Here is a 21749-nt window from a genome sequence, read left to right on the forward strand (position 1 = left end):
CGAAGAAAAAGAGGAGAGAAACAGGGTGACAAGAACATTGCGACTCCCCGTGCACGCGATGCAGAAACTTGCAGGAGCGGCCGTGTTGGGCCTGTTGGCTGCGGCGCCGAGCGGAGCGCTGGCTGCCGACACCCTCAAGATCGGCGTGATCGCCGAAGCGCAGGCGATTGCCGGTGCATCGATCCCGCAGGCGGCGCAGCTGGCCGCCGACGAGATCAATGCCAAGGGCGGCATCGACGGCCGCAAGATCGAGATCGTCAGCTACGACAACCACTCGTCCTCGGCGGATTCGGTGCGCGCGTTCCAGCGCGCGGTCAACGAAGACAAGGTCAACGTCGTCATTTCGAGCTACATCAGCGAAGTGGTGCTGGCGCTCGAGCCCTGGGCTTCGCGCCTGAAGACGCCGTTCGTCACGCCCGGCGCCGCCTCCAACGAGATCAGCAAGAGCGTCCACGCCGATTACGAGAAGAACAAGTACACCTTCCACGGCTACCTGACCTCGGCCGCGCTGGCGCTGTCGGTCTGCGACGCCGCCAAGGAGCTGCTGGTCGATCAGAAGCACATGAAGACCGCGGTCATCATGAGCGAGGATGCCGCGTGGACCAAGCCGCTCGATGTCGGCTACGAGGAGTGCCTGCCGAAGATCGGGCTCAAGGTCGTCGACCATATCCGTTTCTCGCCCGACACCACCGACTTCACGCCGATCTTCAACAAGGTCGAAGGCTCCAAGCCCGACGTGATCATCACCGGCATCTCGCATGTCGGCGTGCAGCCGACGGTGCAGTGGAAGAACCAGCAGGTGCCGATCCCGATGTTCGGCATTTCCTCGCAGGCGACCAACGAGACCTTCGGCAAGGACACCAACGACGCGGCGGAAGGCGTGCTGTATCAGGGCGTGTCCGGCCCGAACGTCGCGGTGACGCCGAAGTCGGTGCCGTTCGCGGAAGGCTTCAAGAAGCGCTACGGCAACTATCCGTCCTACGCGGGCTACACCGCCTATGACGAGGTCTACTACATCGCGGATGCGGTGAAGCGCGCCGGCTCGGTCGAGGCCGACAAGATGGTCGATGCGCTGGAGAAGACCGACTGGGAAGGCACCATCGGACGCGTCCAGTTCTACGGCAAGGATGATCCGTTCACGCATTCGATCAAGTACGGCAAGGGCCTGATCACCGGACTGATGCTGCAGTGGCAGGGCGGCAAGCAGGTCGCGGTCTGGCCGAAGGAGGTCGCCAAGAGCGATCTCAAGTTCCCGAGCTTCATCAAGGTCACCACGAACTGACTGATGATCATGCTCCCGGGCCCCACCCGGGAGCATCCCTGTTCGGTTCTGTGTCCTCCACAACAGGCAGCCCTGCTGCCGCGGCCAATCTGAGATGCTTGCCTTACAAATCCTGATCGATGGCTTTGCCATCAGCGCGCTCTATGCGCTCGGCGCCACCGGTTTCACCCTGATCTTCGGTGTCTCCGGCGTCCTCAACCTCTCCCACGGTGCCATCATGGTGGCCGCCGCGGTCGCGGCCTGGGCCGCGGCCAGCGTGCTGCACCTCGACATCTACACCGGCGCGCTGTTCGGTGTCGGCGTCGCGCTGATCGTGTCGTTCGCGACCTATTTTGCGGTCGTCAAGCCGATCCAGAATTCAACGCGGATCCCCAACGAGGAGAAGGAAATCTTCGTCCTCACCGGCACCCTGCTGTGGGGCATCATGATCCAGGAGCTGATCGCCTATTTCTTCACCAACAACGCCAAGACGGTGCTGCCGATCGTCGAGGGTGTCGTCGATATCTTCGGCAACCGCACACCGCGCAACAATATCTTCACCGCGCTGGTCTGCTGCCTCGTGATCGGCCTGCTGTGGCTACTGGTGAACCGCACCAGGACCGGCAAGGCGGTACTGGCGGCCTCGATGAACCCGCGCGGCGTCACGCTGCTCGGGCTCGAGCTCACCCAGATCTACATCGTGGTGTGGGGCATCTACGGCATTCTCGCCGGCATCGCCGGCGTGCTGCTCGGCATGTTCCTCGGCGTCAGCTCCTACAGCGTAGGGCCGCTGACCGCGAGCGCGTTCTCGATCGTCGTGCTCGGCGGCCTCGGCAGCGTGTCGGGCTCGCTGATCGCAGCCTTCGTCGTCGGCTATCTCGAGACCATCACGGCCTACATGATCTCGCCGGCCTATCGCACCATTCCGGCGCTGCTGCTTCTGGTGTTCGTGATGTATATCCGGCCTCAGGGCCTGCTCGGGAGGCGCTGAGATGGCCAGCTTCTTTTCCTCGCGCCTGTTCTTCATTTCGCTGGTCTGCGTGGTGGTCGCCGCGACGCTGCCGTTCTACGTCTCGGGCTACATCCTCGGGCTGCTGACCGTCGCGTTCTATTTCGGCGTGTTCGCGATGGCCTGGGACCTCCTGTTCGGCTTCGCCGGCGAGGTCAATTTCGGGCCGACCTTCCTGATCGGCACCGGCGCCTACACCGCCGGGATCCTCAACAACCAGTTCGGCTGGTCGGTCTATCTCTGCATCCTGCTCGGCGCGCTGGCGTCGGTCGTCGCGGGCTTCGTGCTGGCGCTGCCGGCGCTGCGGGTGAGGGGGCCGTATTTCGGCCTGACCACGCTGGTGGCGGTCTTGATGCTGCAGAACTTCGTCGTGGTGTTCGCCGATCTCACCGGTGGCGAGATCGGGCTCACCATCCCCGACGTCATCACCATCAATGCCGGCGCCAATTACTGGATCGCGCTCGGCTTCATGACCGTGAGCGCGGCCATCCTGTACGGCCTGTCGCAATCGCCGGTCGGTCTCGTGCTGCAGGCGAGCGGGCAGGACCCGGTGCAGGCCGGCGCGCTCGGCTTCAACATCGTCAAGCACAAGCTCGCGGCCTTCATCGTCAGCGCCTTCTTCTCGGGACTGTCGGGCGCGCTGCTCGTGTTCTACTTCGGCACCGCCTCGGTCGGCACCGTGGTTGACGTTGCGGTCGGCGTGAACGTGATCGTCTCCGCCGTGCTCGGCGGCCGGCGCACCGTGCTCGGCGCCGCATTAGGCGCGATCTTCCTGATCGTCGCCGGCGAATTCCTGCGCCCGACCGGCGAGCTTGCGACCTTCATCGTCTCGGCGGTGGCGCTGCTCGTCGTCCTGTTCTTCCCCGGCGGTTTCCTCGGAGCGGCCCTGTCACGCGAGGCGCGCTCTTAAATGGATCAGACTGTGACCACAGCAACGCTCACCGTCCGTGGATTGACCAAAAGATTCGGCGGCCTGACCGCCGTGAAGAATCTCTCGTTCGATCTGCATCCCGGCGAGATCCTCGGCCTGATCGGGCCGAACGGCTCGGGCAAGTCGACCGCGATGAAGAGCGTGATGGGCATCGAGCGCCCGACCGCGGGCGAGGTGCTGTTCGAAGGCGAGAACGTCGCCGGGCTGCCCGCGCACAAGATCGCGCGCAAGGGCTTCGGCATGGTGTTCCAGCACTCGCGGCCGCTGAACCGGCAGACCGTTCTGGAGAACATCATGGTCGCGCTGTTGCCCGATAGCCTGTTCATGCTGTTTCCCGACAAGGCGCTGACCGAGCGCGCCAAATGGATCGCCGAGCGTGTCGGCCTCGGGGCGGTGATGGACCGCCGCCCGCCGACGCTGCCATTCGCCGACCTGCGCCGGCTGGAATTGGCCAAGGCGATCGCGCGCGACCCCAAGGTCGTGCTGGTCGACGAGCCCTTTGCTGGTCTCACCAGCGCCGAGGTCGGCACCTTCTCCGCATTGATCCGCAGCTTCCGCGACGAGGGCCGCGCGGTGATGCTGGTCGACCACAACGTCAAGAGCGTCGCGGCGCTGGTCGACCGCGTGCTCGCGATGTATCTCGGCGAGGAGATCACGACCGGCCGCGCCGAGGACGTGATGAAGAACGAGACCGTGCGGCGGGTCTATCTCGGCGGCGCGATCCAGACGCACGCGCGGCCCGAGACCTCGTTCAAGGACAAGGTGCCGCTGCTGCAGGTCGAGAATGTCAGCGTGCATTACGGCAAGGCGCAGGCGCTGGAAAACGTCTCGATCCACGTCCATGAGGGCGAGTTCGTCTCCGTCGTCGGCCTCAACGGCGCCGGCAAGACCACGCTGTTCAACACCATCTCGGGTTTCCTGCCGTATACCGGCGAGATCCTGCGCGGCGGGCAGCCACTGCGCGGCACGGGACCTGCGAAGATCGCTCGCTCCGGCCTCGTGCAATGTCCGGAATCGCGCGAATTGTTCGGCGAGATGACGGTGCGGGAAAATCTCGACCTCGGCGGCCAGCATCTCGACGACGCGGCGCGGGCCAGGCAGCTCGCCTGGCTGTTCGAGCTGTTCCCGATCCTGAAGGAGCGTCAGGGCCAGATGGCGCAGACGCTGTCCGGCGGCGAGCAGCAGATGCTGGCAATCGGCCGCGCGCTGATGATGCAGCCGCAGATCCTGATCCTGGACGAGCCGACGCTGGGGCTTGCGCCTGTCATCCTCGAGCTGCTGTCGAAAGCGCTGGAGAAGCTGCGCCAGACCACCAAGATCACGGTGCTGCTGGGCGAGCAGAACGTGACGTTTGCGCTTCCGCATGCCGACCGCGTCTATGTGCTGGAGCACGCGCGGATCGTCTGGGAGGGCGATCCGGGCCGGTTCGCCGCGGAGGCCGGCAAGGACTTTCTCTGACGTTCGCAGTTTGAAAAGAAGAAAGCAAAACAAGGGAGATCATGATGACGGCATATTCAACCGCGACCCGCGTGAGCCTGTTGGCCTCGGTGCTCGCGCTCTGCCTCGCCGCGCCGGCCTATGCGCAGTCCAAGGACCCGATCAAGATCGGCATCATTGCCGAAGTACAGTCGATCGCGGGTGCGGCGACGCCGGGTGGCGCGCAGATCGCAGCCGACGAGATCAACGCCAAGGGCGGCGTGATGGGCCGCAAGATCGAGATCGTCACCTACGACAACAAGAGCTCGTCGGCGGACTCGGTGCGCGCCTTCCAGCGCGCGGTGAGCGAGGACAAGGTCTCCGCCGTGATCGCGAGCTACATCAGCGAGGTCGTGCTGGCGCTCGAGCCGTGGGCTGCGCGGTTGAAGATGCCGCTGATCACGCCCGGCGCCGCCTCGAACGAGATCACCAAAGCGATCCACAACGACTATGAGAAGAACAAGTACACCTTCCACGGCTACCTGACCTCGGCCGCGCAGGCGCAGCTGGTCTGCGACGCGGCCAAGGAGCTGTTGGTCGACCAGCTCAAGTTCAAGTCGGTCGCGATCATGAGCGAGGACGCGGCCTGGACCAAGCCGCTCGACGTCGGCTACGAGGCCTGCCTGCCGAAAGCGGGCCTGAAGGTGGTCGAGCACATTCGCTTCTCGCCCGACACCACCGACTTCACGCCGATCTTCAACAAGATGGAAGCCGCCAAGCCCGACGTGATCGTCACCGGCATCTCCCATGTCGGGGTGCAGCCGACCGTGCAGTGGAAGAACCAGCAGGTGCCGATCCCGATGTTCGGCATCAGCGCGCAGGCGCTGAGCCCGACCTTCTGGGGCGACACCAACGGCGCCGCCGAAGGCGTGCCCTCACTCGCGGTGGCAACGCCAGACGTTGCCGTCACGCCGAAGACCAAGCCGTTCGCGGCAGCGTTCAAGGCCAAGTTCGGCACGCCGCCGGCCTATACCGGCTACACCGCCTATGACGAGGTCTACATCATCGCCGAGGCGATCCAGCGCGCCGGCTCGACCGATCCGGACAAGATGGTGACCGAGCTCGAGAAGACCGACTTCGAGGGCACGATCGGCAAGATCCAGTTCTACGGCAAGAACGACGAGTTCACCCACGGCATCAAGTCCGGTCCGGGCGCGGTGACCGGCCTCGTGTTCCAGTGGCAGGGCGGCAAGCAGATCACGGTCTGGCCGAAGGCGATCGCCGAGGGCCAGATGAAGTTTCCGAACTTCGTGAAGCTGTCGCAGTAGCAGACGTACTCGCCGTCGTTGCGAGGAGCTCGCGACAAAATTGCGAAGCCATTTTGCGCTGTAGCGACGAAGCAATCCATCGATCCCGGCGTGGAGGGGTGGATTGCTTCGCGGAGCCTGTCATCCGGCGGCGCTTCGCGCCGACCGGGTGGCTCGCAATGACGATCGGCGAATGTGAGTCCCAAACTACTTGCGCGTCGGCGGCGCCGTCTGGATCGTCGGCGCGGCCGCGGCGAGCAGCGCGGCGCGGTCGCCGTTGCGTGGCGGATAGATGCGCTGCTGGTTGATGGTCTGCTTGGTGAGCTTGGCGGCGGCGCCTGTGGTGTGCACCTCGCGGTCCCAGCCGGTGGTGTAGAGCGCACCCCAGGCGCCGAGATCGAGCACCGTCACATACCAGTCGATATTGAGCGGCAGCAACTTCTCGCCAAACAGGTCCGCCACCACATTGTGGCCGGCGAAGCGGCCCATCGGCCGCGCGAACTGGCACGACATCACGGTCGGGTGCTCGCCGTCGATCAGGCAGGCGGCGACGTCGCCGGCGGCGAAGACGTCCGCAAGGCCTTCGACGCGCATGGTATGGTCGACCTTGATGCGGCCGAGCGCGTCGCGCCTGGCCGGCAGCGAGGCGGCGAGGGGGCTGGCGCGCATGCCGGCGCACCACACCACGGTTTTGGTCGGAATGATCTCGCCGCTATCGAGCGTGATGCTGTCGGCGCCGACGGCACTGACCCGGACATTCAGCCGCGTCTCGACGCCGAGCGCGGCCAGCGCCTCGTTGATGACCGGGCGGCCATGCGCGCCGAAGGTCGCGCCGACGACGGGATTGGGATCGATCAGGATGACCCGATGATCGCCGGTGATGCCGGCGTGCGCCAGCTTGGCCGGCATCTCGGTCGCGACCTCGATCCCGGTGAACCCTGCGCCGACGACCGCGATGCTCGCGCGTGCCTCTGACGGCGGCTCTTTACCGAGCGCCGCCAGATGCGTGTCGAGCCGCATCGCTGCTTCATACGTGTCGACATCGAAGCCGTGGGCGGCAAGGCCCGAAATGGCGGGGCGGACCAGCTCACTGCCGGTGGTTAGCACCAGCCGGTCGTAGCTCAGAACCTCCGCGCCCGCGCTGGTCTTGATCGTGACCGCGCGCGTCGCCGGATCGATCGCCGCGACCTCGGCCACCATGTGGCCGACGCCAACCGGATCGAGCACGTCCTTGAGCGGCAGCGCGACATCGCCGAGATCGACCTCGTAATTGCGCACCCGGATGTTGTGATAGGCGTTGCGATCGACGACCAGGATCTCGGTGTCCGCTGCCCGTGCACCGATCTCGTCGCGCTTGCGGGCTGCGCCGAGCGCGGCCCATAGCCCGGCAAAGCCGGCCCCCAGCACCAGGATGCGCGCCATCTCTCCCTCCGAAGTTGCACCGGAGGGAGCTTGCCTGCGCTGGCGCGGTCAAATCAAGTGGCAGAGCGGCGTGTGAGGTGCCGTCACGTCCCCGGCCGCGACACCTCGGTCTCCTTGCTGGTGATGAATTCCAGCAGCACCGGCACGCCTTCCTTGGTCTTCTGGATGCCGCGCTTGATCGCGGGGATGATGTCCTCGGGCTTGGTCACCCGTTCGCCGTAGCCGCCGAAGGCGCGGGCCATCGCGGCGTAATCGCCGGAGATGTCGGTCGAGCGGTATTTCTCGGTCGAGATCGGCATCACCTTCAATTCGATCGCCATCGAGAAATTGTTGAGCAGGATCGACATGATCGGAATCCGCTCGCGCACCGCGGTCTCGAAGTCCATCCCTGTAAAGCCGATCGCGGCGTCGCCCCAGACATTGATGCAGAGCTTGTCCGGCTTTGCCAGTTTGGCGCCCATCGCGAGACCAAGGCCGTAGCCGAGCTGCGTGGTCTTGCCCCAGCCGATATAGGACAGCGGCTCGACCGACTTCCAGAACGGCGAGAGCTGGTCGCGCGGGCTGCCGGCGTCGTGCGTGATGATGGTGTTGTGGATGTCGACGGTGTGCTGCAGGTCCCACAGCACGCGGTAGGGGTTGAGCGGCGCGTCGTTGTGCGTCAGCTTCGGCATCCACTTGGCCAGCCACTCCTTGTGGGAGGCGGCGATCTCCTCGGCGACCGCGCTTGCGTTGCGGTCCGAGGTCACGGCCTTGCCGATCTCCTCCAGCAGCGCGTCGAGCACCAGGCCGGCGTCGCCGACCAGGCCGACCTTGGCCTCGACATCCTTGTTGATGTGGTTCGGATCGAGCGTCGAATGGATGATGGTCTTGCCCTTCGGCATCGCGATGCCGAATGACGTCTCGGTGAAGGAGCAGCCGATGCCGAAGATCACGTCGGCTTCCGAAAGAAATTTCGGCACCGCACGCGGCACCGCGAGGCCGCCGGAGCCGAGCGAGAGCGGATGCGTCTCGGGGAAGGACGACTTGCCGCCGAGGCTGGTGGTGACCGGGATCGCGAGCCGTTCGGCGAGGCGCTTCAGCTGCGGCCAGGCCTTTGCATAGTGCACACCTTGGCCGGCATAGATCACCGGACGCTTGGCGCCAACGAGCAGGGCAGCCGCTTCCTTCACATGGACGGGGTCGGCGCCGTAGCGGGTGCGCAGCACCGGCGTGTAGTTCAAGGGCTCCGGCACCTCCTCGTTCCACATGTCGGCGGGGATTTCGACGATGACCGGCCCGCCGCGGCCGTTCTTCAATTTTGTAAACGCCCGCCGAAAGATGTTGCAGACCTCGGCTGCGATGTTGATCGGCTCCGACGATTTTGAAAACGCCTTCATCGCCTGGCTGGAATTGAAGTTCGGGTCGATATTCGCCAGCCGACGTGCATAGCCCATCGGCAGCACCAGGACGGGCACGGATTCGCCGTAGCACTGCGCGACGCCGCCCATCGCGTTCTCCGCGCCGGGGCCGTGCTGCATGCAGAAGGCGCCGATCTTCTCGCCCGAGGTGACGCGGGAGATCGCGTCCGCCATGTGCACGCCGATACGCTCCTGGCGCACCATCACGGGGCGGATGTCGGCATTGGCGGCGTATTCGATCAGGTGGTTGACCGGGTAGCCCGTGAGGATCTCGATGCCCTCGCGCTTCATGATTTCCGCGATCGCGGTGCCGAGCTTCATGACGGTCACTCCCTTTGCATGCGGCCGGTTCGTTCCGGCCTCGTTGTCGCCTGTCCGATAAAGGAACAGGATTCCGCGGCACCGGTAAAGCGCGGCCGGGGCCGGATCGGGTAGTTCTGATATGCGTTTACGACTGGAGCTGTTTCCGGTCAGAGAGGATCAGAACGGAGCTCTAGATACTTGTTTTGACGCGTTTTCTTTGCACGAGCCGGTGTCCACTTCGCCGGAAAGCGCTCCCGCCGCGGCCCGGTGCCTCGCCCGGCGGCAACCTGATGCAGGCAGAACTAGCAGGGAAATTCCCTGCAACCTTTAAGCGATCGTTCATCCTTTCCCTCAATGGGCCGTCAACCAATGTGGCCTAGTTTCGCAAGCATATTACTACGGCGCGGGAGAAAAAGCCGCGAGCGTCGGACAGGAGCTTTTCATGCGCGCGTTGATGGCAAGGTTTCTGCGTGATGAGGTCGGGGCGACCGCCATTGAATACGCCATCATCGCCGGTGGCATCAGCATCGTGATCGTCGCGGGCGTCAGGGGCATCGGCACCAGTGTAAGCGGCCAATTCAATGCCGTCAGTTCGGCATTCAAGTAAGCGCTGCCGGCAGTTCGCCATTTTCCGGATTCAGTCGTCCCCATTCAACGCGCGCAGCATCGCGATGCGCGCGAACATCAACCAGCCGGCACCTTGTTCCGCCGCATTGATCAAATGCTCGACCGCGATCTGCCAGCGCGTCTCCTCCTGGGTGTCTTCCGATAGCTTCATGATGTAGTCGGCAGCGTGCTGCAGCGTCACCAGCGTGCCGCCGCGATGCAGCGCGATCGGTTCGTCAAACGGCGTCGACCAGGGCATCTCGACCGGGACATCTCAGGAGCTGTGGACCGGGCTCATCTTGCGGTCGCTGCGCTAGCCTGCCTTCTTGCGCGCCGCGGTGCCCTGGGCGCGCGTTGTCTTCTCGGCCTTCTTCGGCTCGGGCTTGGCGGCCTCCTTGGGCTCGCGCCTGCCGCTGCCCGAGATCGGCAGCAGCATTTCGCGCTGGCCCTCGATGCGCTTCTTCGGCTTCTTGCCCTTCGCGGCCTTTGCTTCAGTCTTGGCGGGCGCGGCCTGCTTCTCGTTGGCGAGGCTCTTCTTCAGCGCGTCCATCAGGTTGATGACGTTGCCGCTGGTCTTCGCCGCGGGCTTGGCGACCTTGATGCCGTTGCGCTTCTGGTTGATCAGGTCGATCAGCGCCTGCTCGTAGCGGTCCTCGAACTCCTCCGGATCAAAGTCGGCGGACTTCTGCTCGACGATGTGCTTGGCGAGATCGAGCATGTCCTTGGTGATCTTCACATCCTGGATGTCGTCGAAATACTCCTTCTCGCTGCGCACCTCATACGGGTAGCGCAACAGCGTGCCCATCAGCCCGTTGTCGAGCGGCTCGAGCGCGATGATGTGCTCGCGATTGGTCAACACCACGCGGCCGATCGCGACCTTGTTCAGGCTGCGGATGGTCTCGCGGATCACCGCAAAGGCGTCGTGGCCGACCTTGCCGTCGGGAACGAGGTAGTAGGGACGGATCAGATAGCGGCTGTCGATCTCGCTGCGCGGCACGAATTCGTCGATCTCAATGGTGCGGGTCGAATCCAGCGCGATGTCGTCGAGCTCTTCCTTGGTGACCTCGATATAGGTGTCGGTGTCGACCTTGTAGCCCTTCATGATGTCTTCGGTGGAGACTTCCTCGCCGGTCTCGGCGTCGACCTTGGCGTATTTGATCCGGTGGCCGGTCTTGCGGTTGATCTGGTTGAAGGAGACCTTTTCAGTATCCGATGTCGCCGGGTACAGGGCAACCGGGCAAGTCACGAGCGAAAGGCGCAAAAAGCCCTTCCAATTGGCGCGAGGGGCCATGGGGGAACTCCAGGGAAACTCCGATTACGCAACCGACGGTACGATCAAGGATAACACCGGGCACCCCAGTTTGAAACAACACGGCCCGGTGAATCTCGCAACGGCGTTAACCGTGCCCTCGCGCTGCGCCCGTTTGACGCGGCGGGCGGGATTGCCGTCGGCCCAGCCGTCAACGCCCTCGGAACATCGCTCCCGATCACGCGTTGGCTGTCGAAGGGGCGCGGCAAACGCCGGAATTACAGGCACTTAAGCAAAGAGGTTGCCATGGCAACGGAACGACACGGCCAAATTGTCGAAACCCCGACCGAGGCGCGGCAGGCCGAGCCTGGACCTTCGGTTCTCGCGCTGCTCACGGCCTCGACAGGGCTGGCCGTCCTGATCCTCGGCATTGTCTGGTTCGCCTTTTTCCGCGTGTGAGGCGATTATCATTGGTTGACCGCGTGCGAGGACTTGATTGTTAAACTGAGAGGCAGGGCGAAGCGGGCAGATTGCTCCCGGGAAGAATCCGTTCGGCCGCGCCGGCCTCCGGCGCGCGGCTATCCTGCATGCCGGCCACATCGCATGGTCAAGCTGCACGACCGTCTTGATCGACGTATGTGACGTCGATCGGGCGAGGATCCGAAGGGAAATTCCGGCGCGCGGGCCGCCGCGATCGCCGACGTAAAATTCCTGATCGTGTCGAACGGAATTTCCACTGCGCGATGGCGTGCGGCCTGGCGGCGTTTTGCAGCGGTGATCTGTGATGCGCGATGCGAATGGCTGCTGCGACGCGTCACGAGATCATCGAAATTGACTGCTAGCTGATTTGAATCAGTTACGCCTTGAGCCTGAGATGTTCTACTCGCAAGAAGAAAAAAACTCGTTGCTGGCGCGCTTCAAGGAGAAAAGCGTTTCAGGTGTCTTCGTCGGACTGACGGTGCTGGCGATGGCGGGGTGGATTTATCTTCTCAGCTCGATGTTCCTGAAATTCATGCTCTGGTGGTTCTCCTGAGACGTTCTCTCGCGAGAACAATTATTGTCGACGCCTGATCATTGATGCGTCGTTCGATTGCACAAAAATTCCAGCGGCTGAACAATCTTTCGGCGCGTCCAATCATGATGTCGTCACAACTTCGAATGTTAATAACATCGGGGCGAACGTGGACGGTTGTGATGGTTTCTCCTGCTCTGATTCTCGCGGCGGTGTTCGTCGCAGGCTTCTTCTCCGGTTTCGCCGCGCGCTCGTGGCGGTCGCACAAGCGCCGCGCGCAATATCGGATCTATGCACCGTATGTGGCGCCATCAGCCGCGAAATCGTCGAGGCGGGAACAGCCGGTCAGTGCGTTCGGCCACATGCGTCGCGCGTTCTAGCGGAGTAGTTCGATCGAGGTAGCGCGACGGTGTGCGGTGAGTTGGGGTTGGCTGGCAACATGCAATCGGTCATCATGTCGGCGTCCGTTGCGGCAGGCGGGTTGGTTGCATGCCAGCGTGCCCCTGATCTCGTCGCCAGCCCCGCGGATCGCAAGGGAACTTTCACGTCATGAGTGATCTCAGGGGGCATTCGCCAAGGCGGTATGTCGTCGATGTCAGTGGCAAGCGTGTGCTGGTCGGGCTGACGCTTGAGGAGACGTCGGAGTTCGAGGACCTGGACTCCTCGCTGCCGGGACTGGCGGACGGGCACGATAATGGGACGGGCCTGGTGCCGTCAGCCGGTGAGGGACGGTGGCTCGAACTCTATGACAAGCACGACAAGGCCTGGATCAAGTGGAAAGCCGACCTGAGAGCCGGGCATGAGGGCAATTCACCCTTTTTTAACTAAGACCGGGCGATTTTGACCTGTGCTGCCTCAATGGGCCCGAACCGGATACTGACAGATGTTTCAGCTGTTTTTGCGGTCTCGCGCGCACGACCTGATCAAATCGCGGCGCGGCGAGGAAGGGTTCAAGGCACGCTCGGCTGAGCGCGATGCCGAGACCGATCGCGCCCGGATCGGATCGATCATGGCCGCGATCGAGGCCGCGTTGCAGGCGGCCGAAAGCGAGCAATCCGGTCTTGGCCGCCGCGTCGATGATGTTCTGGCCCGCGCCGCGGTGACTCTCGGCAACGGCACCGACGAATATCTGGAACGCGAGGCGCTTGACAACTATCATCAAGACCTGTTTGACGCCGAGATCTTAAACGGCCAGCGCCGGCTGAAGGAATTGGCGACCGAGATTGCGCACTTCAAGTTCATGAAGGCCGCGGTCCTGAGCCGTTTTCCGGACTACGAGCCTCCGGCCGCCAGCAGCTGACGCCTGGCGGCGCGCAACGCGAAGGCAGCCGCGGTTGCCGCGTGTAACGGCGTATCCGACGGTCCGGCGCAAGGCGAAAGGCACAGGCAAGACGTGGTGATCGCAGGCAATCTACTCGTCACGGGCTGCGCCGGCTTCATCGGCTTCCATCTGGCGGAGCATCTGCTGAGGGCAGGGCAGCCGGTCATCGGCATCGACAATCTGAACGACTATTACGACCCGGCGCTCAAGCGCGCGCGCCTCGATCTGCTCAAGCAGCACCGTGGCTTCACCTTCGTGGAGCTCGACCTCGCCGACCGAGCCGGCATGAAGGCGCTGTTCGAGCGTTATCGCTTCGAGATCGTGGTGCATCTCGCCGCGCAGGCCGGCGTGCGCTATTCCCTGCAGAACCCGCACGCCTATGCGGATTCTAATCTGGAGGGTTTCCTCAACGTCCTCGAGGGCTGCCGGCACACTGCGTGCAGGCACCTGTTGTTTGCGTCCTCATCGTCGGTCTATGGCGCCAACACCAAGTTGCCGTTTTCGGTCCACGACAATGTCGACCATCCCGTCAGCCTGTACGCCGCAACCAAGAAGGCCAACGAGCTGATCGCGCATTCCTATAGCCATCTCTATCGCGTGCCGGCAACCGGGCTGCGGTTTTTCACCGTGTATGGGACGTGGTATCGGCCGGACATGGCGCTCTATGCGTTCGCCGACGCGATCACCAAGGGCAAGCCGATCCAGCTGTTCAACAATGGCAACATGCGGCGCGACTTCACCTATGTCGACGACGTGGTCGAGGCGATGGTGCGGTTGATCGGCCGCGCGCCGGAAGGCGACGTCAACTGGTCGGGAGCGCATCCCGATCCGGGTTCGAGCCGGGCGCCGTGGCGGGTCTACAATATCGGCAACAGCAGGCCGGAAGAACTGATGCATGTGGTGGCGCTGCTCGAGCAGGGCTTGGGGCGACAGGCCGAAAAGCAGTTGCTGCCGATGCAACCGGGAGATGTACTGGAGACGTCGGCCGACGTCTCCGACCTGGAGCGTGAAATCGGCTTCCGCCCGCAGACGCGGATCGAGGATGGCATTGCCAGGTTTGTCGCCTGGTATCGGGCCTATCACGACGTCGATCGGACCTAGGCGCCGCGAGAATCGTCGTCGTGTTTCAGATCGCAGTCAGAGCTTGATCTTCGCGCAAATGCGATCCGCGTTTTGTTGCGACGGAAAACCGCTTCGCACTTTTCCGGATCATGCTTTAGTGCGCTCCTTGCGAGTCCGGGCTCGAGAAAAAAACTGATTCAGTTTGGAACGGAGTGTGGCAATGCGAGTTATCTCGGGTTTTGCGATCGCCTCAGCCGTGATCATGATCTCCAGCGCAATGGTTCCCGCGCATGCGATCGACTTGCAGGTGGCGCGCGCCTGCGATGCCTTGGTGGCGAAGGCATTTCCGCCGCTACAGCCCGGCAATCCCGCTTCCGGGAGCGCGCGGGGAGGCGCCAAAGCCCAGCGGGACTATTTCAACAAGTGCGTCGCCAATGGTGGCAAGATGGACGACGATACGCCTCCTAAATCGAAATAGCGCGCGATCGCGACGCGGGGCGAATTAGCGATGCTTATGGCGAATCTTCGCTGTCGCTGCTGTTCGTGGGGACTGTGCAAGCGCGTGCGAATGCAGCGACAGGCGCGCGAAAGGCGTTCACTCCCACTGTTCAAGCCGGACGCTTCGGTCCCGCTCATTTTAATTAGAATAGCGTTAGCGCGGTTTAGGTCCGGCGGAGGCAAAATCGCGTTTGGTCCGATGTTCAGCGTTGAATTCATTTCGCTGGATTGCTCGAGCGCTTCAGGGCACCGTCAGCCGCTTCAATATTCGCAACCGGTCGAAACACTCTGCGATCCTTGATGGACGTGGCAGCAGCAGATTTTGCGTCTGCGGAGCAGCTTTGGTGGAATATCTTGTGTGCAGCTGAGCGCGTCCCTTGAAGCGCGATCGCTGTAACACGGCGACATTGTGATAGCCGGACAATGCACGTTCGGTTGAAACAACTCGGCAGCCATCAATGATCACCAAGCAATATCATGCGCTTGGTAGAGCTTCCGACCCACATTGAGCCGCGTTGTCCAGCCGCGCGCCTCATAGCTGCCGCTGCCAACTCATCTGTACGACACATCAAAGGCCGCCGATCGAGCGCTTCGCGATCAGGTTGTGGAACCTGATTGAGAAAATTTAACTCGGAGCCATGTTGGTCGCAAACCTGCCCCATTAACCGCCTTCCATGTGCGCGGAATAACCCTGTCATCGAAACTTCAATCACATCGCTCATACCCTTAACCGCAGAGCGAGGGCGCGCCATGAAGCAGCACAAAGTTCAACATTTGCATCAGCCGATCGAAGAGGCGTTGCTCGCGACCAATCAATCGCTGCGCAACGAAGTCGTTGCGCTGATGCTTGATATCGCTGAGTTACGTGAAATCCAGGAACGCCCGGGCTCGTCGCGTTCGTTCGGCATGTCTCGAGAGCAGAACACCCCGCGCGTCGCGCTGCGCCGGGTTCACAGCTGAAGTCCGTCAGCCTTTTCTCATCGGCAGAATATGCGGCCACATCCTCGCCAATCCGGCGAGCATGCTGGCGCGCCTGCAGTTGCGGACATTTCAATTCTAAATTGAATGATGCGCTGGCCCGATGCTCGTCTAGGCGAGCTGGCGGACGTTGCTGCGGATAATCGCGGTCGTGAGGGTTGGGGTGGTCAGTGCTCCAGCGGCACGGACTTGCGTGCCCCGACATCGGACAGACGCTCGCGCAGGATCCAATTCTGCAAGACCAGCTCGACCGCGGTATGCCGGAGTTCGCAATTCTCCGCGACGAGGCGTTCCAGGATGTCGGCCGCCTCGCTTGACGCGGGTTGGTTCCCCTCGAAGACCTTGAGACGCGCCATGGTGTCGATCCTCGCAAAAATGTTGATCAGAGACTGGCTCTGACAAGCGTCAGCACGGAATGGTTCGCGGATTATCGGGCGGACGTGGTTCCGCCTGATGGCCTCGGGTGGGAAAGCGCTTAATTGATAATTCGTGGATCGAGATATGAGTGTTAGGTTTCGTGAAAATAATCCTCAAATATGTTGAAACCCTCATGACACCTAACGTCCTAGTAACTACTGCTGGGCGTGTACGCCCGCAAGCGGCCGGACGCGAAACTCGCGGGATTAATTTGTTAGAAATTTGTGAAAATTGCGCTTGACCGGTGGGGCGATTATCGCGGCGAGGCATGGCGCACTCACAATCTGTCGAGAGACCGATTGAATATTCTCATTTGCTTCCCGTTTGAGAATGCAAACAGTGCGCCAGTTATCCCGATCAAACTCTCATAACAGAAAGTCGTATAACTTTTTTTATCGGGCCCTTTCAGCGGAGGAATATTCCCCGTATATTCCGCTCAATACCTTGCAGCTTCGGCGTTTCTTCGCACTATGTGTTGCTGCCGACCGGCAAGTTCGAGGCTCCCGAAAGGCCCCCGGGAAACCCTCAATTTGAATTTCCTGTTGCATTTACATAGCTTATAGGCCATGCGATGATTGCTAATCTAGGGGGCAATGAGATGACCAATGAGGCGTCATTCTACTGAGGAGATCAGTTCCAAGGTCAAACAGGCCGAGGAACTCATGGCGCGGGGGCAGTCCCAGGCCCAAGCGTGCAAGGTGCTGGGCGTTAGCGTGATGACATTTCATCGCTGGCGCAAGCAGGAGGCCGCACGCGGCCACCAGGCGAATGGTACTGTTACCGAATTCGCCGCTCGCACCGATGATAGAGATGGGATCCCCCCTGTCCATAACCGTATTGATGAATTACGGCTGGAAAATGAACGGCTGCGCCGTATCGTGACCGACTTGCTGCTCGAGAAAATGAAGATCGAGGAAAAGCTTGCGCTCAGGTCCGGCGGCGGGAGCGGCTTGCCCCGCCGTGGTGAAGCCCAAAGCTGACGTAAGCTATCCGTTAGTGGATGCGTGAAGGCCTGGGAGCCAGCAGCAGCTGGTCGCTCAGATGTGCCTTCTCCGACCTTGCGCGCAGTTCTGCGAAGATCGGACGCAGTCTGGCCTGTGCGAGGTCCAAGCCCCTGACGATGTCCTGATTCGGCATGTCGGCCGGGAAGCGGGCCGCGCGCAGCTTTGTCTCGATCGCCTTGACCAGCACCTCGACATCGTCGCGGTGCTGGCCCGCGACGAGCTCGGCGCCCATCAGGCGGATGAGATGGAGGAGGGCCACCAGCGCGGCCTCGGTTTCGCCAGCCGATGAACTCATGCGCGCTCTCTATCCGATATCCGCAGCAGGTCTTGCGAGCTCACGACTCGCCTGATAATACACATATGAATTGTTAACACGAATGTTAATTCCCGATGACCGACCTTTCGGACGCTCGATTGGCGAAGGTACCGGTTAACTTCGGCGCCTTCTCGTTCGCTTTCGCTTCCCTCGAGGCGTTTGCCGTCGCGTTCGAGATGATAATCGTCGTGCTGTCCAGCATCGTCGGCGGCGCGGCCTATCACCTCTTTTACTACCACACGGTTTATAGCAACAGCTTCGAGGGTTTTCTAGGGATCGGGGTCCTCGCCGCCATCCTTCACATGTTCGTGGCGAAGTCGCAGGGCCTCTGCAATGCGCAGGTGCTGGCCGGTCTCGACCGGCGCTGGAGCAGCCTGCTCGGCGGATGGCTGCTGGTCGTTCTGCTGATGACCCTGATCATCTTCCTTTTGAAGGTGGGTTCCGGCGTCTCGCGCGGGTCGGTGCTGTCACTTGGCCTGATCGGCGGCCTCGGGCTGGTCGGCGGACGGATGCTGCTGCAGGCGCCGCTGCAACGCGCGATCGACCGCGGCATGCTGGCCACGCGCCGCGCGGTCGTGGTCGGGATGGCGGACGAATTGTCCCGGGTGCGGCAAGCGAGCCTGCTGCGCGATTTCGGCCTCAGCGAGGTGCGACGGGTCCAGCTCTCCGGATCGTCCGACGACGCCGGCGACCGGGCCGCCGTCGCGTCGGCCATTCTTGCAGCCCGCGAGTGCGGCGCCGACGAGATCATCCTGGCCATGCCCTGGCAGCAGGAGCCGCGCATCCAGTTCGTGTGCGATCAGCTGCGGGCATCGCCGCTGCCGGTGCGGCTGCTGCCGGACCGGACCGCGGAGCGGTTCCTGGCGCTGCGGATGGTGGCGACCGGCCCGATCCCGACGCTGGAAATGCAGCGCTCGCCGCTTACTTCGCTCGAGCGCGCCGGCAAGCGGCTGTTCGACATCGTGGCATCCAGCGGCCTCCTGGTGCTGTTCGCGCCGCTGCTGATCGGAACGGCAATTGCGATCAAGCTCGACTCCAGGGGACCGATCCTGTTCCGGCAGCGCCGTAACGGCTTCGACGGCAAGCAATTCACCATCCTCAAATTCCGCTCGATGCACGTGCTCGAGGATGGCGATGTCATCACGCAGGCTCGCCCGAACGATCCGCGGCTGACCGGGATCGGCGCGACGCTGCGCCGCCGCAGCATCGACGAACTGCCGCAGCTGGTGAACGTATTGCGCGGCGACATGTCGCTGGTCGGGCCGCGGCCGCACGCGCTGGCGCATGACGACAAATATTCGAAGCTGATCGCGAGCTATGCAGAGCGCCAGCACGTCAAGCCCGGCATCACCGGTCTCGCGCAGGTGCAAGGGCTGCGCGGCGCGACGCCGGCGATCGAGGACATGCAGCTGCGGGTGGCGCATGACCTCATCTACATCAAGAGCTGGAGCTTCGTGCTCGACCTGCGCATCCTGCTGCGCACGGTCGGCGCGGTGTTGCGTCACAAGGGTATTTGACGGCTGGGCATCTGGGCGCCAGGCGCGCGTTACTGCGGAATGCTCTGGTTGGCGTCCTTGAACTCCGCCTCGATGATGCGCCGGTTGGCGTCGCCAGCCACGCGATAGGCCTGCCCGATCGCGCCCTTCAGCTCCGGCGCCCGGGTGAGGATCAGGCGGATCTGCCGCTGCAGCAGGTCGACCAATTCGACATCGCGCGTGGTGTCGACCTGCGCCAAAAGGATCAGGCGCGGCGCGATCAAGTCGCTGCGGTTGAAGCCGGTATAGTAGGACATCTTGAGCGCCTTCGACGCGGTCGGGTTCAGCCAGTCGAACCGTCCGGTTGCCGAGGCGAGGCCGAACCAGGCGCCGGCGTCCATCGGCGAGAGGCGAAGCGCGCGCGTGAACGCGGCTTCGGCCGCCTCCGGTGACGTCTGCAATTGGCTCCAGCCGTCGCGCAGCCACAGCTCGCCTCGGACCATGCCGACCTCTGCGGCGATCGCCGGTCTGCCGCGCAATGCATCGGCGGCGAGCCACCAGGCCGACAAGGCCAGCGTCGCCGCGCCGATCGCAGCGGCCGCCGGCACGAAGGCCGGCGAGAGACGCCTCGCATTCCGGCCGATCGCGTCAGCCATCGTGTTAGCCATCGTATTAGCCATGGCGCGCGGCCCGGTTGCCGGTCATCAGCAGGGTTCGCCGGGCTCCCTCGAGCTTGACGCAGGTCAGGCGGCCGGTCGCATAGGCACCGGTGTCGACATTGATGCGGTTGCGCAGCAGCTCGGCCTCATGCACCGGCGTATGGCCGTGGACCACGACCTTGCCGAAATCATCTTCCGAGATCAGGAAGTCGTCGCGGATCCAGAGCAGATCCTCCTTGCGCTGCTGGTTGAGAGCGACGCCGGGCCTGACGCCGGCATGGACGAAGAAATAGCGTTTGTGCACATAACAGAGCGGCAGCGAGCGCAGGAAGGCGAGATGGGCCGGCGGCATCTGGCGGATCAATTGCCGGGCGAGCGCCCTGCGTTCGGAAGCGTCGGGATTGGGCGAGGGCGTCAGGCCGTAGGACATCAGCGTTTGCAAGCCGCCAAACTGCCGCCATTGCGCGAGCATGTCGGGATTGACGAGAAACTCCAGCAGGCAGGCCTCGTGATTGCCGAGCAGGCAGACCATGCTGCGGGTGCGGCGGCGTTGATCGAGCATGGCGATGACATCGCGCGAATCCGGTCCGCGATCGATATAGTCGCCGAGGAACACCTGGATCGGTCGCGCCGGCCGGAACCGACGGATGTCGGCATCGATGCGGGCGCAGATCTCGTGCAGCAGGTCGGCGTGACCGTGGATATCGCCGACGGCGTAGATGCAGGTCTCGTCGCCCTCATGCTCGAGATTGCCGGTCTGGCCGACAAGACGCTGGAGGAAGCTGCGCATCTGGCGTCTAGCTCGCCTGCAACCGTGAACGGCTGATCCGCTGTGCCAGTCCTGTTCCGATCACGGCTCCCAACACGATCACTCCGGGCAGCGCCGGCAATTCCGGCAAGGTGAAGCTAGCCAGCAGCAGCGTCAGCAGGACGGCTGCGGCCGATGCAGGGTAGGACCAGTCGCGGCCGCGATTGCGCGCACCGGCCGTGAACGCTGCGATGCAGACGATGATAGCCGCGACTAAAGTCCAGAACATGGCGGAACCGAATTGCGCGATCAAGGCCGCGGCGCTGGTCGCAACCACGGGCCGCGTGGTGGCGCCCTGCCAGTCCATATAGGTCGACGCCAGCGTTGCCGTGGTGCCGGCGCCGCTGCCGAGCGCGGGCAGGTCGGCGAGCAGATTGTGGGTCGATTGCACGAACTCGGACGGTGCATGAACAAAGGCGATCGCAAGCGGCACGTCGGGATGACGATTGCCGATCGCCGTCGCCAGGGCGATCAGCGCGATCGCTGTCGCCGCAGCAGCGCTGCTCCAGCGGTGCAGATGAAGTTTCCGCGCGGCGAAGGTCATCAGGACGAGGGCGATGCCCGCGGCGATCGCGATCGCGGCGCCGCGCCGCCCAACCCAGCAGGCGCTGGCGGCGCAGAGCAGCGCGCCGGCAGCGAGCAGCCAGCGCAGCCGTCTCAATTGGGCGGCGGTGCGGCCATCGGCGTGTCCGCCGACGTCGAGCGCGCGCGCAAGGCCGAGCGGAACGCCAACGAGAACGACGACCAGGAATCCGTTTGCCGTCTCATCGCGTGCAGCGCCAGACCAGACTTTGACCGGATCGCTTGATAGCAGCAGGATCAGGGCCGCGACGGCCGCGGTTGCTGCAACGGTGCGGGCCACCATATCGGCGCGGCGGGCGTCGATCGCGACAGCGGCGGCGGTGATCATGGCTGACATGAGTGACAGCCAGATCAGCAGCGCGCCGAAGCTTGCGCCGGTGTCGACCGTGATGCTGCCGCTGAGCTGTGCTCCCAGCGTTTCGCCGGCGAACTTCCACACCGGATGCGCCAGGGCCGCCAGCGGAAACATCTGCAGGACGATCCAGAGCACCGGCAGAAGCGCCGCCGCAACAGCGGGACCGGCGACCGACTTCAGGAACGACAGCTCACCCGGACGGATCGCCAGCAGGCTTGCGAGCAGCCCTAGCGACGTCGCCGCGCCGACGGCACCCGTCGCGAGCGATGCGTCGATGAGACCGAGCGGAATCGACGCCCCGATCAAGATGCAGATGAAGGCCGTGACGTTCCACACGAGAGGGGGAGGTCCTGCAGAGGAT

General features: G+C 63.3%; 25 protein-coding genes. 16 read left to right on the forward strand and 9 right to left on the reverse strand.

The annotated features are described in order from the left end of the window. Nucleotides 1–58 precede the first annotated feature (58 nt). The 5 genes from ACVW1B_RS06860 to ACVW1B_RS06880 all read left to right on the forward strand — a co-directional run bounded on the left by ACVW1B_RS06860 (nucleotide 59) and on the right by ACVW1B_RS06880 (nucleotide 5945). Entirely contained in the window at nucleotides 59–1282 is a 1224-nt protein-coding gene (locus ACVW1B_RS06860) for an ABC transporter substrate-binding protein (RefSeq protein ID WP_076833190.1), read from the forward strand. A 94-nt stretch (nucleotides 1283–1376) separates the two neighbouring features. Beyond that, nucleotides 1377–2252 (forward strand): branched-chain amino acid ABC transporter permease, encoded by an 876-nt coding sequence (locus ACVW1B_RS06865; RefSeq protein WP_050424320.1) that lies wholly within the window; start codon nucleotides 1377–1379, stop codon nucleotides 2250–2252. A gap of 1 nt (nucleotide 2253) precedes the next feature. Further along, the gene (locus tag ACVW1B_RS06870) at nucleotides 2254–3180 is read left to right on the forward strand and encodes a branched-chain amino acid ABC transporter permease (RefSeq protein ID WP_057020202.1); all 927 of its coding nucleotides are present in this window, start codon (nucleotides 2254–2256) and stop codon (nucleotides 3178–3180) included. Further along, on the forward strand, nucleotides 3181–4659 hold the full coding sequence (locus ACVW1B_RS06875) for an ATP-binding cassette domain-containing protein (RefSeq protein ID WP_456821394.1): 1479 nt from the start codon (nucleotides 3181–3183) through the stop codon (nucleotides 4657–4659). It abuts the gene before it with no gap. Nucleotides 4660–4700: 41 nt separating this feature from the next. Continuing rightward, complete coding sequence (locus ACVW1B_RS06880; protein WP_057020203.1) at nucleotides 4701–5945, forward strand: ABC transporter substrate-binding protein; 1245 nt, start codon at nucleotides 4701–4703, stop codon at nucleotides 5943–5945. 186 nt (nucleotides 5946–6131) lie between these two features. Here ACVW1B_RS06880 and ACVW1B_RS06885 read toward each other — a convergent pair whose 3' ends face one another. Continuing rightward, nucleotides 6132–7346 (reverse strand): NAD(P)/FAD-dependent oxidoreductase, encoded by a 1215-nt coding sequence (locus tag ACVW1B_RS06885; protein WP_456821395.1) that lies wholly within the window; start codon nucleotides 7344–7346, stop codon nucleotides 6132–6134. Between the two features lie 83 nt (nucleotides 7347–7429). Continuing rightward, nucleotides 7430–9064 carry a thiamine pyrophosphate-requiring protein gene (locus ACVW1B_RS06890; protein WP_456821396.1) on the reverse strand — a complete coding sequence of 545 codons (1635 nt, stop codon included), beginning with the start codon at nucleotides 9062–9064 and terminating at the stop codon, nucleotides 7430–7432. Between the two features lie 424 nt (nucleotides 9065–9488). Between ACVW1B_RS06890 and ACVW1B_RS06895 the strand changes: the two genes are divergently transcribed. Further along, nucleotides 9489–9653: a Flp family type IVb pilin gene (locus tag ACVW1B_RS06895; RefSeq protein WP_016841801.1), complete on the forward strand. Its 165-nt coding sequence runs from the start codon at nucleotides 9489–9491 to the stop codon at nucleotides 9651–9653. Between the two features lie 30 nt (nucleotides 9654–9683). Here the strand turns inward: ACVW1B_RS06895 and ACVW1B_RS06900 are convergent, their stop codons facing one another. Together ACVW1B_RS06900 and ku are read right to left on the reverse strand one after the other, a co-directional pair. Further along, on the reverse strand, nucleotides 9684–9911 hold the full coding sequence (locus tag ACVW1B_RS06900) for a hypothetical protein (RefSeq protein WP_253609519.1): 228 nt from the start codon (nucleotides 9909–9911) through the stop codon (nucleotides 9684–9686). A gap of 54 nt (nucleotides 9912–9965) precedes the next feature. Beyond that, the gene (ku, locus tag ACVW1B_RS06905; RefSeq protein ID WP_456821397.1) at nucleotides 9966–10943 is read right to left on the reverse strand and encodes a non-homologous end joining protein Ku; all 978 of its coding nucleotides are present in this window, start codon (nucleotides 10941–10943) and stop codon (nucleotides 9966–9968) included. Between the two features lie 264 nt (nucleotides 10944–11207). On the opposite strand from ku, the gene ACVW1B_RS06910 reads away from it, so the two are divergent. The 8 genes from ACVW1B_RS06910 (at nucleotide 11208) to ACVW1B_RS06945 (ending at nucleotide 15754) form a co-directional block, all read left to right on the forward strand. Continuing rightward, nucleotides 11208–11360 (forward strand): hypothetical protein, encoded by a 153-nt coding sequence (locus ACVW1B_RS06910; protein ID WP_016841798.1) that lies wholly within the window; start codon nucleotides 11208–11210, stop codon nucleotides 11358–11360. 415 nt (nucleotides 11361–11775) lie between these two features. Next, complete coding sequence (locus ACVW1B_RS06915) at nucleotides 11776–11934, forward strand: hypothetical protein (protein ID WP_168856472.1); 159 nt, start codon at nucleotides 11776–11778, stop codon at nucleotides 11932–11934. Between the two features lie 161 nt (nucleotides 11935–12095). Beyond that, complete coding sequence (locus tag ACVW1B_RS06920; protein ID WP_028331616.1) at nucleotides 12096–12293, forward strand: hypothetical protein; 198 nt, start codon at nucleotides 12096–12098, stop codon at nucleotides 12291–12293. A 169-nt stretch (nucleotides 12294–12462) separates the two neighbouring features. Next, nucleotides 12463–12741, forward strand: a complete 279-nt coding sequence (locus ACVW1B_RS06925) for a hypothetical protein (protein WP_057020207.1) — start codon at nucleotides 12463–12465, stop codon at nucleotides 12739–12741. A gap of 55 nt (nucleotides 12742–12796) precedes the next feature. After that, complete coding sequence (locus ACVW1B_RS06930; protein WP_310880754.1) at nucleotides 12797–13213, forward strand: hypothetical protein; 417 nt, start codon at nucleotides 12797–12799, stop codon at nucleotides 13211–13213. 93 nt (nucleotides 13214–13306) lie between these two features. Then, nucleotides 13307–14335: an NAD-dependent epimerase gene (locus ACVW1B_RS06935; protein WP_456821398.1), complete on the forward strand. Its 1029-nt coding sequence runs from the start codon at nucleotides 13307–13309 to the stop codon at nucleotides 14333–14335. 223 nt (nucleotides 14336–14558) lie between these two features. After that, nucleotides 14559–14774, forward strand: a complete 216-nt coding sequence (locus ACVW1B_RS06940; protein ID WP_456823006.1) for a hypothetical protein — start codon at nucleotides 14559–14561, stop codon at nucleotides 14772–14774. A gap of 770 nt (nucleotides 14775–15544) precedes the next feature. Beyond that, nucleotides 15545–15754 carry a hypothetical protein gene (locus ACVW1B_RS06945; protein WP_016841790.1) on the forward strand — a complete coding sequence of 70 codons (210 nt, stop codon included), beginning with the start codon at nucleotides 15545–15547 and terminating at the stop codon, nucleotides 15752–15754. Between the two features lie 185 nt (nucleotides 15755–15939). Here the strand turns inward: ACVW1B_RS06945 and ACVW1B_RS06950 are convergent, their stop codons facing one another. Continuing rightward, nucleotides 15940–16128, reverse strand: coding sequence for a hypothetical protein (locus ACVW1B_RS06950; RefSeq protein WP_028331611.1), 189 nt, complete (start codon nucleotides 16126–16128; stop codon nucleotides 15940–15942). A gap of 666 nt (nucleotides 16129–16794) precedes the next feature. Between ACVW1B_RS06950 and ACVW1B_RS06955 the strand changes: the two genes are divergently transcribed. After that, a complete protein-coding gene (locus tag ACVW1B_RS06955; RefSeq protein ID WP_018270679.1) occupies nucleotides 16795–17169 on the forward strand; it encodes a helix-turn-helix domain-containing protein in 375 nt (124 codons plus the stop codon). A gap of 13 nt (nucleotides 17170–17182) precedes the next feature. Here ACVW1B_RS06955 and ACVW1B_RS06960 read toward each other — a convergent pair whose 3' ends face one another. After that, the gene (locus ACVW1B_RS06960; protein WP_092079551.1) at nucleotides 17183–17488 is read right to left on the reverse strand and encodes a hypothetical protein; all 306 of its coding nucleotides are present in this window, start codon (nucleotides 17486–17488) and stop codon (nucleotides 17183–17185) included. Between the two features lie 119 nt (nucleotides 17489–17607). Here ACVW1B_RS06960 and ACVW1B_RS06965 point away from each other — a divergent pair, with 119 nt between their 5' ends. Continuing rightward, nucleotides 17608–19026: an exopolysaccharide biosynthesis polyprenyl glycosylphosphotransferase gene (locus ACVW1B_RS06965; protein WP_456821399.1), complete on the forward strand. Its 1419-nt coding sequence runs from the start codon at nucleotides 17608–17610 to the stop codon at nucleotides 19024–19026. Between the two features lie 29 nt (nucleotides 19027–19055). Here ACVW1B_RS06965 and ACVW1B_RS06970 read toward each other — a convergent pair whose 3' ends face one another. From ACVW1B_RS06970 to ACVW1B_RS06980, 3 genes are read right to left on the reverse strand one after another with little or no spacing between them, the layout of a single operon-like run. Beyond that, complete coding sequence (locus ACVW1B_RS06970) at nucleotides 19056–19640, reverse strand: hypothetical protein (RefSeq protein WP_253587372.1); 585 nt, start codon at nucleotides 19638–19640, stop codon at nucleotides 19056–19058. Nucleotides 19641–19656: 16 nt separating this feature from the next. Next, a complete protein-coding gene (locus tag ACVW1B_RS06975; RefSeq protein WP_456821400.1) occupies nucleotides 19657–20433 on the reverse strand; it encodes a metallophosphoesterase family protein in 777 nt (258 codons plus the stop codon). 7 nt (nucleotides 20434–20440) lie between these two features. Beyond that, a complete protein-coding gene (locus ACVW1B_RS06980; RefSeq protein WP_456821401.1) occupies nucleotides 20441–21724 on the reverse strand; it encodes a hypothetical protein in 1284 nt (427 codons plus the stop codon). Nucleotides 21725–21749 lie beyond the last annotated feature (25 nt).

The organism is Bradyrhizobium sp. USDA 4502 (assembly GCF_054063355.1).